This is a genomic window from Sediminitomix flava, assembly GCF_003149185.1.
In the GTDB taxonomy this organism is placed as follows: Bacteria; Bacteroidota; Bacteroidia; order Cytophagales; family Flammeovirgaceae; genus Sediminitomix; species Sediminitomix flava.
Genome location: NZ_QGDO01000001.1, coordinates 1,815,704 through 1,832,622, shown reverse-complemented (window position 1 = coordinate 1,832,622; position 16,919 = coordinate 1,815,704). Strand labels below are relative to the sequence as shown.

Sequence of the window (16,919 nt, the reverse complement as noted above, 5' to 3'; positions counted from 1 at the left end):
GAATTCAAAAATCTAAAAGAGATGAAAAAGATACTATTGTTTGTACTTGGTGTACTTCTTACTCAAAGTTTGTTTGCTTCTGAAAAAGAGTATAAAATAAAGCTGAAAAATTCAGCAGAGAATAAAATCAGACTAGATATTGATCAGACTGATTTAACCATAGAAGGATATAAAGGGAATGAAGTGTTGATCAAAGTTCAAGGAGAATTTAGGGAGTTGCCGGAAAGAGCACAAGGTCTAAAACCTCTGACTAGGCTTAGAGATAATACAGGCGTAGGGCTAGCAATGCAGCAAGAAGGAAATACACTTTTTTTAGCCAAGGCTATGCAGGGGAAAATCAAAATAGAAATGAAAGTGCCAGAAAATGTGGCCTTGAATATCCAAGAGTCTAGTTTCTTTGATGATAATACTTTTAGCCTAAAATCTTTGAAAGGAGAAATTGAGGTGAAAGGAAAAAATGCTACTATCCGATTAGAAGATGTATATGGTCCCGTTATAGCGAATACTACGAGTGGAGATATTTATTGTGCTTATGCAGAATTGATCGATCGACCACATCAACTCTCGTGTACATCGGGTGTGTTGGAAGTTGTTTTACCAAAGAATTCAAAAGTTGATTTGAGCTTGAAAACCTATCAAGGAGAGGTGTATACCGATTTTGATATTGTATCTGCATCTAATAAAAAAAGTAGTTCTCCAGTAGCCATGTATAGCCTAAATAACTTCAAGGGGACGATAAATGGCGGAGGAACTTCTGTACACCTTCAAGCAACGAGTAACGATATTTATCTCAGACAAAGCAAATAATCCGATTCATCAGACTCAGAAAGTAATAGTAGAAATTGCTTTCTGAGTTTCTTTTACCTTCAAATCTTTACCCACCATGTTTCGCATATTATTATTAATCTCCGCATTCCTTTTCGGAATAGCAGGCAGGGAACAAACAGCCCAAACATTTCAGCAAGAAGTGAAAGTTACTAAAGATCAGTCCATCGAATTAGAGTTGAAATTTGCAGAGTTTATTCAAGTAAAGGGCTGGAAAGAAGACAAATTAAAGATTGTCGCAGTAGTAGAGTTAGATACAGATTATCCTTATGAAGAGGTTTATCAGTTGATTGTTGATAAAAATGGACAAGGTTGTTCTGTACGTTCTGAATATGATTTTGATAAGATGAATAAATATGAAGTTCCTCACAAGAATGGAGCGATTCGAACCTCAAGTCATTTTAAGGTGAAGTATCAGATTTTTTTACCTAAAAATCAGCAATTCAGCTTAGAGAGTATCAATGGAGATATAGAACTAAGGGAAGTAAAGTCTAAAGCCAATGTAAAGACCATCAATGGTTTTATAGATTTGGAATGGGATACTAAAGAAGGAGCTGACTTTAGTTTATCAACACTTCATGGAGATATCTATTCTGACCTTGACTTTCCAGAGTTGACTAAACGCCATGTTGGAGCAAAACTTAGCCATAATTATGAGGGTGGCGGCGAAGAAATAAACTTAAAAGTAATCAATGGAGATATTTATTTAAGAAAGTCAAAATAGGATGATAAAAGACTTGTGAGTCAGTGATCTATGTCACTTAAAGTCTTACTATTTCTAACAAATTTTGCTATGCTTTGGTACTACAACTATTGTAGTTGAAAAGGGAATCCTGTGAAACTCAGGAACTGTACCCGCAGCTGTAAACTCCGAAAAATCGGTTTATATTTTTCGCCATTGTTTTCATTAAAAAACGAGAAGGCATAAATCCGAGGAGTGAGTCAGAAGACCTGCCAAATGAATAGATACTTGTACTTCGGGAGTTAAGTAAAAGGTATGATGTTTCACGGCTATAAACTAGTTGTGTCTATGGGTATATTTATTCAATAGCCTATCGAGTTATACCATTCATTTCCCTAAAGTTTTCAAGAATCTACCATCAACTCAATTTGAGGATGATGAAAAGTATCCTCTGATTTTTTTCAGAAGGAGAATATAAAGCTTGACTAAGAAATAACTCCATATTAGGTTGATTATGTTGAATAAAAGTGCGCCCTCCTTCTCTCAACGGGCGCCTTTTTTGTACTTTTTCTCAAAAAGAAATTCATCAAAAAAAGAGTCATTCCGAATTTAATTTCAGAATGACTCTTTATCTATGATCTGTTTTTTATTCCTTATACAAGAATTCTTACAGGATCTTCAAGCAATGACTTGAATGTTTGTAGGAATTGAGCACCTACAGCACCATCTACCACTCTGTGGTCACAAGACATTGTTACTTTCATTACGTTTCCAGGAACAACTTGTCCGTTTTTCACTACTGGTACTTGCTTGATCGCAGAAACTGCCATGATACAAGCGTTTGGAGGATTGATGATTCCAGTGAATGACTCAATACCAAACATACCTAAGTTAGAGATAGTGAAAGTACTTCCTTCCCAATCAGATGGTTGTAGTTTCTTATCTTTTGCTTTACCAGCCAAATCTTTTACTTCAGCAGAGATAGCTGAAAGAGGCTTAGTATCTGCAAAACGAACAACTGGTACAAGAAGACCGTCAGGAACAGCAACAGCTACACCCATGTGTACATGATCGTGGTGTACGATCTTATCTCCTTGCCAAGAAGCATTGATGTATGGATGTTGTTTCAAAGCAACAGAAGCAGCTTTGATTACCATATCGTTGAATGAAACTTTTGTTGGAGCTGCAAATTCGTTGATACTCTTACGAGAAGCGATTGCTTGATCCATATCAATTTCTACCGTTAAGTAGAAGTGAGGCGCAGTAAATTTAGCTTCTGAAAGACGGTTTGCAATCGTCTTACGCATTTGAGAAACTTTCTCATCTCTGAAGCCTTCAACACCAGCAGCTACAGCCGCAGAAGCTGTTGCTTGTACAGCAGGAGCTTCAGTTGGTTGAGGAACGAATGCTTCAACATCTCTTTTTACTACACGTCCGTGCTCTCCAGAACCAGGAATCATTGCGATATTGAACCCTTTGTCTGCAGCCAATTTCTTAGCCAATGGAGAAGCGAATACTCTTTTACCGTCAGACTCTGGAGCAGGAGCTGCTTCACGAGAAACTGGAGCACTGCTAGTAGCAGCAGGAGCTGGTTTTGGAGCAGGAGCAGCTGCCTTAGGAGCTTCAGCTTTTACTTCAGGAGCTGGAGCAGCAGGTGCCGATGGAGTAGTTGCAGCAGGAGCCGCAGCAGCGTCCAATAATGGTTGGAAGTCAGTTCCAGCTTCACCAATGATAGCGATTACGCCATCAATAGCAACAGCTTGACCAGCTTCTGCACCGATATATAATAGAGTTCCGTCATCATAAGATTCTAACTCCATTGTAGCTTTATCAGTCTCAACTTCTGCAATTACATCACCAGAAGCGATTTCGTCACCAACTTTCACAAGCCAAGCAGCAATAACACCTTCTTTCATAGTGTCACTCATTTTTGGCATACGAACTACAGCAGCAGGGATTGATGATGTATCAATTGCAGGTGCAGCAGGAGCAGCGGCTTCCTCTTGAACTTCTACAGGAGCAGCTTCAGCAGCAGGTGCACTAGGAGCAGCAGCACCAGAAAGAAGCGATTGGTAATCTTCACCCTCTTCTCCGATTACTGCGATAATGCCGTCTATTTCTACAGCTTCACCAGCCTCAACACCGATATAAAGAATTGTACCGTCTTCATAAGACTCCAATTCCATTGTTGCTTTGTCAGTTTCAACTTCAGCTAAGATATCACCTGAGGATACTTGGTCACCAACTTTCACAAGCCAAGAAGCAATAACACCTTCTTTCATGGTGTCACTCATCTTGGGCATTCTAATAACTTCTGCCATTTTTATGAGAATTTGTAAATGTTAACTCTTATATATTTTCGTTTTCAAATTCAAAAATAATAGTATTCTCCTATCTACACAACGAAGAACATAAAAAGTAAAACCTAAGTAGTCTCTTATTGTTCAAGAAGTTCTTATAAAGAGTCTATATTAAGCTGTTAACGTGTGTTATTTTAAGTCGAACTAAAGTTTTTGAAGGAACATATTAATTCAATCTGAGGTTCGCTAGGTCTCAAATCCAATTTCACATGAAATTAATAAACTAAATTGAAATGAAACCTCTAGGAATATTCTAATAACTTTCATTCAAAATAAAATAGAATCAGTTATTCGTATGGGAATTTCACAATTGTTGAAATTATACAATTGTTAAGTGCTGATTAAAAAATATGTCATCGTATTTTAATATTGTTTTTCTAATACATTATTTTGATTTACCTTTGATATTCTCTGATGTGAGATACAAAGAAATAGAATAGAGATCCACTCCTAACTATTTAGTCACATTATTCATAACAGAGTGTAATGAATTAAAAGTAAATTAAAAGCTTGGATTAATTTAATTTATTGATTGTTAGTCTGTTATATTTTTTAGCTAATAAAGATAACCTAAGTCTTTTTTACATGTTATAGCTTCTAATAATACTATTGACCATTACAAGCAATAAAGAAAGATCAGGAATGATTTTTCATGTTTCACCTTATTGATAAACAAATCTTAAACCCTATTCTGAAAATGGAATATAGATTTACGTTAACTGAAGAATTCTTAGACAAGTACAAAAATGTTAGACCTCCCTTTGGCTTTAATGGACTAGGGGAATTGGTGTATATTCGTACGTACTCTCGTCTGAAAGAGGACGGAGTGAATGAAGAATGGTGGGAAACTGTCAGGCGTGTTGTTGAGGGTACATATACAATTCAAAAAAATCACATCTTAAAATACCATTTGGGTTGGGATGATGATAAAGCACAACAGTCCGCTCAGGAAATGTATGATCGTATGTTCCAAATGAAATTCTTACCTCCGGGTAGAGGATTGTGGGCTATGGGTACAGATTTGACGATCAAAAGAAACCTATTTGCAGCTTTGAATAACTGTGCTTTTGTAAGTACAGATGAGATTGATCAAGACGCAACAAAGCCTTTCGAGTTCTTGATGGATATGTCAATGCTTGGTGTCGGAGTTGGTTTTGATGTAAAAGGCGCTGGTTTGATTGGCGTTTTCCAACCAGATTGGAATGAGGCAATCAACTTTGAAATTCCAGATACAAGAGAAGGTTGGGTTCAGAGTGTCGGAATGCTTCTAGATGCTTATTTCCATAAAGGAAGAGTGGGTGTGAACTTCGATTATTCTAAAATCCGTAAGGCAGGTGAGCCTATAAAAGGATTTGGTGGAGTAAGTTCTGGACCTGGTCCATTGATTAAACTTCATAAGCAGATCAATGATATCTTTAGTGGTAGAGAAAGTGGCAGTCCACTTTCGACAACTGATATTGTGGATGTGATGAATATGATCGGTTGCTGTGTCGTAGCTGGTAATGTTCGTAGAAGTGCAGAAATTGTATTCGGTGATCCTTCGGATGAAGAATACTTGAAATTGAAAGATTATACTTGGAACCAAGAAACTGGAGAAATGGAAGGTTCAAACGTGCGTAGAGCAGAGTTTGGATGGTCTTCTAATAACTCAGTTTTTGCAGGTCTGGGTATGGATTATACAAAAGTAGCGGCACAGACTGCTGTGAATGGAGAGCCAGGTTATATTTGGTTGGACAACATTCAGAAGTTTGGTCGTTTGGTAGATGGAGAGGATAACAAAGATAGACGTGCAGCGGGTACAAACCCATGCGCAGAGCAGTCTTTGGAAAGCTACGAAATGTGTTGTTTGGTAGAGACTTTCCCTACTAGAGCTGAAAGTAAAGAAGACTTCTTACGTACCTTGAAGTTTGCTTACTTGTACGCAAAAACAGTGACATTAGGAAATACGCACTGTGCAGAAACAAACAGAGTATTGTTGAGAAACAGACGTATCGGTACCTCTATGAGTGGTATCGCTCAGTTTGTAGAATCTCATGGTTTGGATGAGTTCAAAACTTGGTGTGACGAAGGCTATCACACTATTCAAGATTGGGATACGATCTATTCTGAATGGTTATGTGTACCTCGTTCTGTAAAGACAACTTCGATTAAGCCAAGTGGTACAGTTTCATTGCTTCCGGGAGTGACTCCAGGTATTCACTACCCAGAAAGTAACCATTACATCCGTCGTATCCGTATTGCAGAAGATTCTCCTTTGATCAAAAAGTGTATTGATGCAGGTTACGATGTAGAGCCTTCGGTATCTGAGGCAAATACAATGGTTGTTTCAGTTCCTGTACATATTCCGAATGTGAGAACCTTGAATGAGGTGAGTATCTGGGAGCAAGTGAGTTTGGCTGCATTCTTACAAAAGTATTGGGCAGATAACCAAGTTTCGGTTACAGTGACGTTTAAGAAAGATGAAGCTTCTCAAATCAATCCGATTTTGAACTACTATCAGTACCAACTGAAGTCTGTGAGTTTCTTGCCAAAATTGGAAAAAGGAGCTGTTTTCCCTCAAATGCCATATGAGGAAATTACAAGAGAAAAATATCTAGAGTTGGAAGGAAAGTTGAAAAACCTAGATTTCAGAAATATGAAAGGTGAAGATGCAGAAAGTGAAAGATTCTGTGATGGTGATTCTTGTGTGATCAAGTAATTCTTTTCTTTCTCTATTCTAAACCTCTTTTGTCTTCGGATGAAAGAGGTTTTTCTTTTTGATGAAAAAATAAAAAACTGCTCCTCTAAAGAGAAGCAGCTTTAAGCAAGCTATAAAATTGTCGATTAATAAGGTTACACCCTGTTGTGTTATTTTAAATATTGATTGACGGCCTCTGTTCGCTCTGATACGTGTTGAACTAACTCATTGATTGCTCCTTCAAAATTCCAAGATTCACTTTGTGCATATTCTTGAATGAGCATAGAATGATTCATATAGATATTTTGCATGTTTTCGTGAGTGAAATAATTTTCACTAAAGTCTTTTACATATGCCTGATACTGTTCTTCATAACTAGGCACATCTATGATATAGCGGATAAGAGGCCAAAAATCTTCAACTTCAGTTAAACCAAGGCTTAGGGCTCCTTGCATTTTTCCTTCTTGAAAGGCTTCATTATTATCCCAAGGTATCCATACCAATTTTCCATTATGATTGTAGAGATAGAAATTGTGTGTCATGTTTCCATAGGTGTCCCAGTTCTGAATGACGGTATTTACGGCTAAGTATTTGAGAAAATGATCGACATCAAAAATGTTTTCGAGTTCTTCTTGCCAACCTTCATCTCTCGTAGTCGCATTGATAATCTCATAGAGAGCTCTTACGTCTGAATAGTCACTACTTTCTTCATTAGTTTTGATTTCCATTTCAGATTGATTGTAAGTACCCGATGCAAAAGTGGCCGCATCTCCATCTGGCTTGTACAAATTACCTTCGCCATTTTCAAACTGAGCATCTAAAACAGTGTCATCCACTTCTTCTACTATCGTGTAAAGACCGAGGTACTCAGAGCCATTTCCTTTATCGATGTACACTTGGCAGAAAGTAGTTCGAGCTGAAGGAACTCCAAAAGAACGGAACAGGTCTGATGCCGTTTTTTCTCTTACAAATGAATCGTCATCATAGTTGTTGTTTAGGTTTAACTGTTTAAAACCAAAAAAACGCTGATTTTTAATATCTGGATATTCATCTTCAAACTCATCGAAATCTAGTTTGAAAGAATACTTATCAGAGTTTGAAGAGTAAGTGCCTTTCAATGAAGAATTCCCTTTGTATCTTATTCCGACTTTATACCATTCTGTTCCTTCATATACAAGACTAGCCGCTACCCAAATGGGGTCGAAGTCTATGTCGGTTCTTCCACCGGGGAAGTGATTTCCACCTAAATTACTGGCAAGATCATTTTGCATTTTGCTCCAGTCACCATCGTCCAAAGTTATGTATAGTTGGAGGACTTGATCCTCTGGAAAAACAACTTCATAGTTTGGCTCAACAGCATTGCTATGTGTGTTTTCAGTCCAGTCTGGTGTATCAATTTCTTTTTCAATAATTATATCATTTTCATCAATTGTAGATTCTCTACAGGCAAAGGTGGCTCCTAAGAAAAGGTGAAGAATAATAAATATTTTTAGTTTTTTCATTTGATCTTGATTTTATAGTTGAGGCTAATGATATGCCTGTTTTTGTATTTGAGTAGGTAGTAATCAAGTGAGTATCGGAACCCGATATAATTATGTTTGAATAATTTGTAGCTGGCTCCAGTACTGTATCTGACTTTTGAAAACTGCTGAGCTTCTAGATCTTGGAAAAGTTCTGCCGAGATATAGGGTTTGAGACTTGTTTTTGGAAGATTATAAGCCATTTTTGCTCGGTATCTGAGGTTTAATCCATCGTTGTCTTCTTCTTCAAAGTCAGTGATTGTACTCATCCGTAATCTCAGGCTTCCTTCCCATCTATTCCATTCTCTCTCGCCTTTTAAGTCTAAGGCAAACCGATGGCTGATTTCATTGGTCTCTGTTTTATTTTCTAGCCCAAAGCGATAAATAGCTTTTGTTTTGATGAAATTATTCCATTTGTATTGAAGACCAGCATCAAATAGACCTTTGTCTATTTCAGTATTTTCAAATCTTAATTGAGGTTTGATATCAAGAGAAAGACCCTTTCCAAGTTTTTTCTGAAGTGTAAATGAAGTCCAAGTCTGAAATTCTTGTTCTGTTTCTACTTCTTGAGCAAGGGAGAGTTGAATACTTATGAAAAAGGCTGCACAGAGTAATATATATTTCTGAAAAAATCTCATGATTATTTTGGTTTTAGCGCTATACTGGATTTCTGAAAACTACCTTCAATGCCGATTTTCGATCATTTACTCGTTCTACTTCTTTCTGTGAGGCATCTTCTCTTAGGTAGAAAACTTGAATGTGTGCGGCATCTCTCAAAAAGTCTACATCTTTGATTTCGTAACGAGTGATCAATAAGCCTGTGCGTTCAAAAAGATCATGAAGAAGTTGGTTTGAGTTTTCGGGTTTAATGTTTTCTATTTTTTCATAGAAAATCAGAAGACCTTGTTCTTTATTGAGAAAAAGACTTGATTCTACAGCCCATAGCCCTAAGATCATAATTGAATTGACCAGAAATAAATAGTATTCAGATATATGATTTCCTGCCAATGCATTGATGATGGATATACCAATCACGACAAACAGATAAGTCATTGATTTGATTGGAATAGGATCTGTTCGGTATCTGATAATTCCGAAAACCGCAAAAAGCCCAAGAGCAAAACCTAATTCTAGTTCTACATTTTGGAGCATATAGCAGATCAAGAATACAGTAAAACCGATGCCGTAATAGGTGAAAAAGAAGTCTCTATTTCTATTGTTTCGGGCGTAAAGCACACGAACGAGTGCAGTAATAGAGAGGAGATTAATGAGCATTCGGATAAGAAATACCCCGATTTGGAAGACACTTACTGATGAGGTCTGTGTGTTTAGTTGTTCTGTAATGAAGTTAAGATCCATATTAATTTTGGTTTTGAATTAGTTTATAAAAGCGTATTCAGCTTGAGTATTCTTCGTTTAAATCGGTTGGCTTTTAAGTGTGGTTCTAATAAAGCTCTGCCTATACAATATTTGCTGAATCGGGAAGGGCGAATACCTAATTTTTTAAGGGCATTCAGAATAATCGCCTTTTGGTTTTGTTGGTCTGTTTTTACCTCTACAATACTCAGCCCACCCAAAGACTCTGTCCCTAATGTGTTTGTAAAGTTTAGTTCTACGTCTATGGTGCAGCGTTCCGTAAAATCTTTGTTGGCAAGCGTAATGCGTTGGAAGTTATTTTTCAGTTTCAGACTTAGTTCGTGAGCTTTATAAGGAGAATGATTGGCCAAATAATAACTTTCTTTTTTAGAGAAATCACCATGAGCGGTGGCCGATGGGATTCGGATTTTCTCAGTTCTCCCTTTATTGTTTTTAAACTTTAGTTCCAAAAATGCGACTTCAGAGTCCACATAAGTACGATGCCGAATTTTGAATCGGTTCAGTTTCCCTCTCTGATGGTTTTGGTACATGGCATCTTCTTTAGTGTCGAAGTAATGTGTCTGATATTGGAGCAAGCGTTTGTTCTCAATTTCCATGACATAATAATCTTCCGACAAAAGACGAAGAAGTTCTGTTAGTTGCCTTGCAGTAAGCAAGAACTTTTGATCAACTCTATTCATGAGTTTCACGGCCTGTATTTCTTCTAGACTTATGGACTCATATTGGTTGATTAGATGTGAATAAGTAGGTAAAACCATATTGCATATTTGTTTTTAGTTGTTGTGAATCTATGGCTTACCTTATCTGAACAGAAAAGCAATCAATGAATCGAGGGATTTTATCTACGAATTGGTGTGTGTATGATCAATAATTATTTTTCAAATATTTAAAAATCAACAAAAAACAATGACTTTATACTTAGGGAATGTTTTTATTTCTGGTGACTTCAGGCATTGGAATTAAAGTCGTAGATGGAAGGTGTTTTTTGGTAGATGAAAAAGCTCTTTTGGTAGAAAAATTAAAGGTAACATTGTGCAAACATCTAAATTGGTGCGAAAGAGAGAAAAGTATTTTCTCTTCTTAAAGCAAACGAACTGATTGTGCACATACTTCATTATGAGAGTGATGTGTATGGTCATTAAAACAACTAAACATGACTAATAAGAAATTAACTACTCAAAATGGAGCTCCAATTTCAGATGATAATAACAGTATCTCTGCAGGAGAAAGAGGCCCACTAACTTTTGACAATTGGCAATTGATGGAGAAATTGGCTCACTTTAATAGAGAGCGTATTCCTGAGCGAGTTGTACATGCACGTGGATATGGTGCGTACGGAACATTTAAACTGACCAAAGACCTTTCTGAGTACACTTGTGCTAACTTTTTGAATGGAGAAGGAAAAGAAACAGAACTCTTTTTACGTTTCTCAACAGTGGCAGGAGGACAAGATTCGGGTGACTATGTGAGAGATGTAAGAGGTTTCTCCGTAAAATTTTATACAGAAGAAGGAAACTATGACATCGTAGGTAATAATACACCTGTCTTCTTTCTCAGAGACCCTCAGAAATTTCCTGATTTTATTCATTCTCAGAACAAAAATCCTCAGACGAATCTTCCAAACCCTTTCGCTCACTTTGAATTCTGGGCAAGCAATCCACAATCACTTCATCAGATCACAATTTTGATGTCTGATCGTGGTATTCCTTATTCATTGCGTCACATCAATGGTTATGGCTCGCACACTTTGAGTCTTTGGAATAAAAGTGGAGAACGCTATTGGGTGAAATGGCATTTCAAAACTGATCAAGGAATTAAAACTCTTACAAACGAAGAAGCTGCTCAAAAGGAGCCTTTCGGACATCAGAAAGATTTGGTGGAAGCAATTGAAAGAGGTGATTTCCCATCTTGGACTGTAAAGCTTCAGATTATGCCAGAAAAGGATGCAGAGACTTACGAAATTAATCCGTTTGATTTGACAAAAGTATGGTCTCATAAAGACTATCCATTGATCGAAGTAGGTAAACTGACATTAAATAGAAATGTGAAGAATTACTTTGCAGAAACGGAACAAGCAACATTTACACCAGCCAATTTGGTTCCAGGAACAGGAGCTTCTCCAGATAAAATGTTACAAGCAAGATTGTTTGCCTATGGCGATGCTCACCGCTACCGTGTAGGGGCAAATCATAATCAGTTGCCTGTAAATGCACCAAAGTGCCCTGTAAATCATTACCAAAAAGATGGAGCTATGGCACATGGTTGTCCGTTCCATACAGGAAGTGATAGCCCACAGACAGAAAAGGTGAATTATTATCCGAACGATCAGAAAGAAATGCCTCAGCAAGACCCTTCAGTGGCTGAACCGCCAATGCGATTAACGGCAGGAACAATAGATCGTTTTGATACACGCGATGAAGACAATTTCACTCAAGCAGGAGATTTGTTCCGAATTATGTCTGATGATCAGAAAGACCAATTGACGAGTAATATAGTTGGAGGACTTTCACAGGCATCTGAAAGTGCACAAGAAAGAATGCTTGAATATTTTACGAAGGCTGACCCTGCTTATGGACAGATGGTAAAAGATAAATTGAAAAAATAAATAAACGAAGATTGATAATGTTTTACCCCAACTCAAAGCGTTGAGCTAGCGAGTTGGGGTTTTAATTTTTTAGCCCAATGAGTTTTTATCTAAGAAAGCTTGAAAGTCATTTTTGTATTGATCACTGACAGGAATGTACACATCTTCATCAAAAATGATACGACTGCGGTTTATAACCTCTATCTTGTTTAAGTTCACGATATAAGAACGGTGTACACGCATGAAGTGCTCAGAAGGTAAAAACTCGTCTATTTTCTTCATACTCATTAGTGCCATTACTGGTTTTTGATCTTCCAAATGGATTCTGACATATTCACGCATCCCTTCTATGTATTTGATTTTAGAAGTGTTGATACGTAGCATTTTATGCTCTGATTTTACAAATAGAAATTCAGAATTTCCTTCAATATTTTTTTCAACTTCTTTGCTTGTTATGGGCGTTATACGGTCTCTCGCTTTTTCGGCTGCTTTAAAGAAGTCGGGGTAGCCTATGGGTTTCAACAGGTAATCGACAGCATCAACCTTGAAGCCTTCTACAGCATACTCACTGTAAGCTGTAGTGAAGATAATTCGAGGAGGATTCTTGAGCATTTTCACAAAATCCATCCCACTGATATCTGGCATCTGAATATCCACAAACATCAAATCTACCTCATTTTCTTTCAGAAAAGTGAGTGCCTCAAGTGCATTTTCAAATTGTCCTACACATTCTAAAAAAGGTGTTTTTTCTATATAATTGACAATTTGTCTTAAAGCCAAAGGCTCGTCGTCTATGGTGATGCATCTAATCATACGGGTATTTTTAATTCTACAGTATAGCTTTCTTTTATATCGCTTATGTTTAGCTCAAAATTCTTACCATACAAAAGCTCTAAACGCTTTTGGGAGTTCACAAGACCCACACCAGAAGGCCCTTCTTTCTGAATGCTTTTCGGGTTGCTATTTTCAACCTTGAAATATAATTCGTGTTCAGCAAAAGCAAACATGATGTGGATAAAGCTTTCTTGTTGATAACTGATGCCATGTTTGAAGGCATTCTCAACATAAGAAGTAAACAACAAAGGCGGAATAGTGATATTCGGCAGTTCTGAAGAGATGTCGAAAGTGATTTTTACTTTGTCAGAAAAACGAAGCTTCATGAGATCTATGTAGTTTCCAACAAATTGGACTTCTTTTTCTATCGGAATTTCTTTGACTTCTGAATCATAAAGTAAATGACGCATCAATTTCGACAGCCTAATAATGGATTCTTTGGCTTCTTCTGTGTCAATATCCATGAGCGAATGAATGTTGTTGAGAGTATTCATAAAGAAATGTGGACTTACTTGATTCCGAAGAAATGCAAGTTGAGATTCTACCATTTCTTTCTCTGTATTTACACGGTCTTGTTCTGAAGCGACCCATTTTACCGACAGGCTTAGGCCCGTATCGAAACCAATGATCAGTATCGATAATAAGACAAAACCCAATTCTGGAGGAAGTTGACGTAAGGGAGATTGTTGGGGAAGCGGATGTCTTTGCCTTGGGTCTGGCATTCTATGCGGAGGTAAACCTTCTCTTGGAGGTCTATTTCGCCTTGGCATTTCCATTTGCTCTCTTGTAAATGGACGACCACTATCTTTGAAAACGAAACGTGTGGATACAGTCAGTCCAATTATCAATAACAGATTGGCAATTAGGAAGTATATTTTTTTATTTCTGAAAAAGAAATAGGGAAGTAAGACAAAATGATTGAGCGAAAAAAGGAGGAGAAAAGGAATGTAAGCTTTCCAAATATTGAAAACCCTATCCCAGTCCATTGAATAAGAATCGTATTCATAGAATATCGGAAGTACAAATAGTAGTACACCAATAAACCCCAATATGATATATTCAAAGCCTTTAAATAGTTTTTCTTGTTTCATTCCTCCAATTCAAAATTTGATATAAACTTAGTGTAATGAATTCGAAGTCTGAAAAAGAATCAATAGAAAGGAGTTTTTTATCTATGAAACTAAAATGTTTACAAATACAAAAAGTCTAGTCAATTGAGGTTATTCCTTAAAGGAAAAACTTCAGTTGACTAGACTCTTTTTGGGCAGGAAAGGTTGAATTAATGATTTAAGATGCCTTCAATATCTTTTCATCAATTAGTACTTGGAATGAATCTTCCAAAGTTTCTTTCATCGGTTTGAAGGAGATTCCAAGCTCATCTTTGATTTTTGAATTATCTGCTTTCCAAGGAATATTTACATTGTTTCTGATAAACTGACGTGTGAATAACTTGTTGGTAAGTGGACCTACAAGCATCAATAACCATTTTGGAAGAGGCTTTTTAGGCAGAGGGAATTGCTTACCATATTTAGGAAGCAGTATTGTGCCCATTTCCAAGAAGTTAGTATTATGTGCTGAGGTGATATATCTCCCTTTTGCAGATGGTGTGAATCCTGCTTTGAAATGTGCTTCAGCCACATCCCTAACGTCTACTAAACCTAATCCCATTTTAGGCGCACCCATTTTCATATCTCCTCCACCAAGCATTTTCATGATATTCACACTTTCCGAAGTCGTATTTTTTGGGTTTAATGCAGGGCCCAATACCAATGATGGATTAATTGTGACTAAATCCCATTGGCTTTGGCTATCTGCAATTTCCCAAGCTTTTTTCTCAGCCAATGTTTTTGAATACGAATAAGGTTGATAGTCTAAAGAGGCTGTAGTATTCCAGATGTCTTCAGTGAGTTGACCATTTGGTGCATTTACAGAATCAATAGCATCAGTATAAATAGCCGCACAGCTACTTGTAACAACAACTCTTTTTACAGATGGAGTCTCTTTTGCTGTGTTTAAAACATTTGCAGTTCCTTTTTCTGCAGGCTCTATTAATTCTTTCTGAGGGTCTTTAACTTCAGTTGTAAATGGAGATGCCGTATGATAAACGAGTTCACAACCTTCCATAGCTTCTTTATATGCACCTTCTGTCAGAAGATCAGCTTTAAAGAATTTGATTTCTCCAGTTGTATTTGCGGCAGCTTCTTTTAAGTGACCAATTTTCTCTTCATTATTTGGGTTTCTAACTGCAGCATGTACCGTAATTCCTTCGTCTAATAGTCTTTTTACTAACCAACTCGCTACATAACCATTAGCACCAGTGACCATTACGGGTTTTGATTTATCTATCTGTGTCATTTTGATATTGTTTTTTAGATGAGATTAAGATTACAATACAAATATCAAGATTCTACTTTTTAAGAAAGAACACAGATCACGGGAAGATTTACACAAAAAGCAGATTGAGAGTAGGATATAAAAAAAACATTCATCTAACGCTAGATGAATGCTTTATATTTTTGAGAAAAGATGCCTTTAGGCAAGCTCTTTCTTTAGTCTTTTAATTTTGATATTGAAAATTATAAAGATCATAGTCATGATCGGGCTGATCAAGTTGAAGAAACAGTATCCGATAAATGCCATAGGGTTTACACTAAGAACTGTAGAATGATAGACACTACATGAGTTCCATGGAATAAGCGGAGAAGTTACTGTACCACAATCTTCTAATGTTCTACTCAAGTTCACAGGATCAAGTCCCCTTTCTTCAAAAGCTTCTTGATACATTTTACCAGGAAGAACTACTGAAAGGTATTGATCAGAAGTAGCGAAGTTGATGAAAATACTACTGAAGCCTGTACACCCAACCAAAGAAGCATCAGTCTTGATTGCTCTCATGATTGTAGAAGTGAGTTTGTGAAGTAAACCTGTTGCTTCCATCATACCACCAAAACACATAGCTGTCAGAATAAGCCAAATCGTATTTAGCATTCCTGCCATTCCTCCAGAAGAAAGAAGTTCATTCACTATTTCATTTTCTGTAGTTAGTGAAATACTTCCGAAACCAGCCATCATCACGGCTTTCAGAGAAGCTAAACCAAAGCTTAGTTCATGCCCTGCAACTTCACGAATAGCTTCTGGTTGGAAGAAAATCGCTAAAATTGCCGCTGAAATTGCTCCCACTAAAAGGGCAGGGATTGCAGGAACTCTCTTCGCAATCATGAAGAATACACCTACAGGAACAATGAAGAGAATAGGATTTAGGTTGAATTTATTTTCTAAAGCAACCATAACGCTATCTACATTTACAGTACCACTTCCATCGTGAGCTGTGAAACCAAGAATGATGAAAATAACGAGTGTGATACTAATTGTAGGAACTGTAGTAAACAGCATATATCTGATATGAGATATTAAATCTGTACCAGCTACGGCAGGGGCTAAGTTTGTAGTCTCAGAAAGCGGTGAGATTTTATCTCCGAAATAAGCTCCTGAAATAATAGCTCCAGCTACCATTCCTTGTTCAAAACCTAAAGTTGTACCAATCCCCAATAATGCAATTCCGACAGTACCCACTGTTGACCATGAACTACCCGAAGCTACAGATACAATCGCACAGATGATACAAGACGCAAATAAGAAAATGGTAGGGTTTAATATTTTTAATCCATAATAGATCATGGAAGGAACAATGCCACTAATCAGCCAAGTACCCGATAAAGCACCAATAAACAGGAGAATTAAAATAGATGGCATTGCACTTGAAATAGTGTTTACCATTCCTTCAATCATCTGATCCCACTTAATACCCAAACGTGCACCGACCAATCCAGTAATAGCTGTGGCCAGAATCAAAATAGTTTGAATAGAACCATCAAGTCCGGCATCTCCAAATAGTGAAAAATTTAGAATAAGCGCTCCGATCAAAAACAAGATAGGAACCAAAGCCTCCCAAATAGTAGGCATTTTATGTTTGTTAGAGCTCATAATTGTATAACGCTATATAGATTGTTGTTGCTCACTGAAACTAGGTTTCAAGTGTTTTTTATGGAAGCGTATAACT

General features: G+C 37.0%; 13 protein-coding genes and 1 riboswitch. Of the genes, 4 read left to right on the top strand and 9 right to left on the bottom strand.

All coding sequences use genetic code 11. From position 1 onward, the window contains the following. The first annotated feature begins 21 nt into the window (after positions 1–21). Together BC781_RS07250 and BC781_RS07245 are read left to right on the top strand one after the other, a co-directional pair. A complete protein-coding gene (locus BC781_RS07250) occupies positions 22–807 on the top strand; it encodes a DUF4097 family beta strand repeat-containing protein (RefSeq protein WP_109616525.1) in 786 nt (261 codons plus the stop codon). 76 nt (positions 808–883) lie between these two features. Continuing rightward, positions 884–1,549: a DUF4097 family beta strand repeat-containing protein gene (locus tag BC781_RS07245; RefSeq protein ID WP_109616524.1), complete on the top strand. Its 666-nt coding sequence runs from the start codon at positions 884–886 to the stop codon at positions 1,547–1,549. A 59-nt stretch (positions 1,550–1,608) separates the two neighbouring features. Next, a riboswitch (cobalamin riboswitch) is annotated at positions 1,609–1,798 on the top strand. A 362-nt stretch (positions 1,799–2,160) separates the two neighbouring features. Here the strand turns inward: BC781_RS07245 and BC781_RS07240 are convergent. Beyond that, complete coding sequence (locus BC781_RS07240) at positions 2,161–3,828, bottom strand: pyruvate dehydrogenase complex dihydrolipoamide acetyltransferase (RefSeq protein ID WP_109616523.1); 1,668 nt, start codon at positions 3,826–3,828, stop codon at positions 2,161–2,163. A 736-nt stretch (positions 3,829–4,564) separates the two neighbouring features. On the opposite strand from BC781_RS07240, the gene BC781_RS07235 reads away from it, so the two are divergent. After that, positions 4,565–6,565 carry a glycyl radical enzyme family protein gene (locus BC781_RS07235; RefSeq protein ID WP_146201641.1) on the top strand — a complete coding sequence of 667 codons (2,001 nt, stop codon included), beginning with the start codon at positions 4,565–4,567 and terminating at the stop codon, positions 6,563–6,565. Between the two features lie 149 nt (positions 6,566–6,714). Here the strand turns inward: BC781_RS07235 and BC781_RS07230 are convergent, their stop codons facing one another. The 4 genes from BC781_RS07230 to BC781_RS07215 are packed head-to-tail and all read right to left on the bottom strand — an operon-like array spanning position 6,715 to position 10,199. Then, entirely contained in the window at positions 6,715–8,046 is a 1,332-nt protein-coding gene (locus BC781_RS07230; RefSeq protein WP_109616521.1) for a CotH kinase family protein, read from the bottom strand. Next, positions 8,043–8,702 carry a DUF2490 domain-containing protein gene (locus BC781_RS07225; RefSeq protein ID WP_109616520.1) on the bottom strand — a complete coding sequence of 220 codons (660 nt, stop codon included), beginning with the start codon at positions 8,700–8,702 and terminating at the stop codon, positions 8,043–8,045. The genes BC781_RS07230 and BC781_RS07225 overlap by 4 nt, the downstream gene beginning before the upstream one ends. Before the next feature lie 19 nt (positions 8,703–8,721). Continuing rightward, entirely contained in the window at positions 8,722–9,423 is a 702-nt protein-coding gene (locus BC781_RS07220; protein WP_109616519.1) for a DUF4956 domain-containing protein, read from the bottom strand. Positions 9,424–9,446: 23 nt separating this feature from the next. Further along, the gene (locus tag BC781_RS07215) at positions 9,447–10,199 is read right to left on the bottom strand and encodes a polyphosphate polymerase domain-containing protein (protein ID WP_109616518.1); all 753 of its coding nucleotides are present in this window, start codon (positions 10,197–10,199) and stop codon (positions 9,447–9,449) included. A gap of 395 nt (positions 10,200–10,594) precedes the next feature. On the opposite strand from BC781_RS07215, the gene BC781_RS07210 reads away from it, so the two are divergent. After that, a complete protein-coding gene (locus tag BC781_RS07210) occupies positions 10,595–12,046 on the top strand; it encodes a catalase (protein ID WP_109616517.1) in 1,452 nt (483 codons plus the stop codon). A gap of 69 nt (positions 12,047–12,115) precedes the next feature. Here BC781_RS07210 and BC781_RS07205 read toward each other — a convergent pair whose 3' ends face one another. The 4 genes from BC781_RS07205 to nhaC all read right to left on the bottom strand — a co-directional run bounded on the left by BC781_RS07205 (position 12,116) and on the right by nhaC (position 16,822). After that, positions 12,116–12,838 (bottom strand): LytR/AlgR family response regulator transcription factor, encoded by a 723-nt coding sequence (locus BC781_RS07205; RefSeq protein ID WP_109616516.1) that lies wholly within the window; start codon positions 12,836–12,838, stop codon positions 12,116–12,118. Then, positions 12,835–13,950, bottom strand: coding sequence for a sensor histidine kinase (locus BC781_RS07200; protein WP_109616515.1), 1,116 nt, complete (start codon positions 13,948–13,950; stop codon positions 12,835–12,837). The genes BC781_RS07205 and BC781_RS07200 overlap by 4 nt, the downstream gene beginning before the upstream one ends. Positions 13,951–14,146: 196 nt before the next feature. Continuing rightward, positions 14,147–15,214, bottom strand: coding sequence for an NAD-dependent epimerase/dehydratase family protein (locus BC781_RS07195; RefSeq protein WP_109616514.1), 1,068 nt, complete (start codon positions 15,212–15,214; stop codon positions 14,147–14,149). 177 nt (positions 15,215–15,391) lie between these two features. Further along, positions 15,392–16,822, bottom strand: a complete 1,431-nt coding sequence (gene nhaC / locus BC781_RS07190; RefSeq protein WP_245935586.1) for a Na+/H+ antiporter NhaC — start codon at positions 16,820–16,822, stop codon at positions 15,392–15,394. Positions 16,823–16,919: the final 97 nt, after the last annotated feature.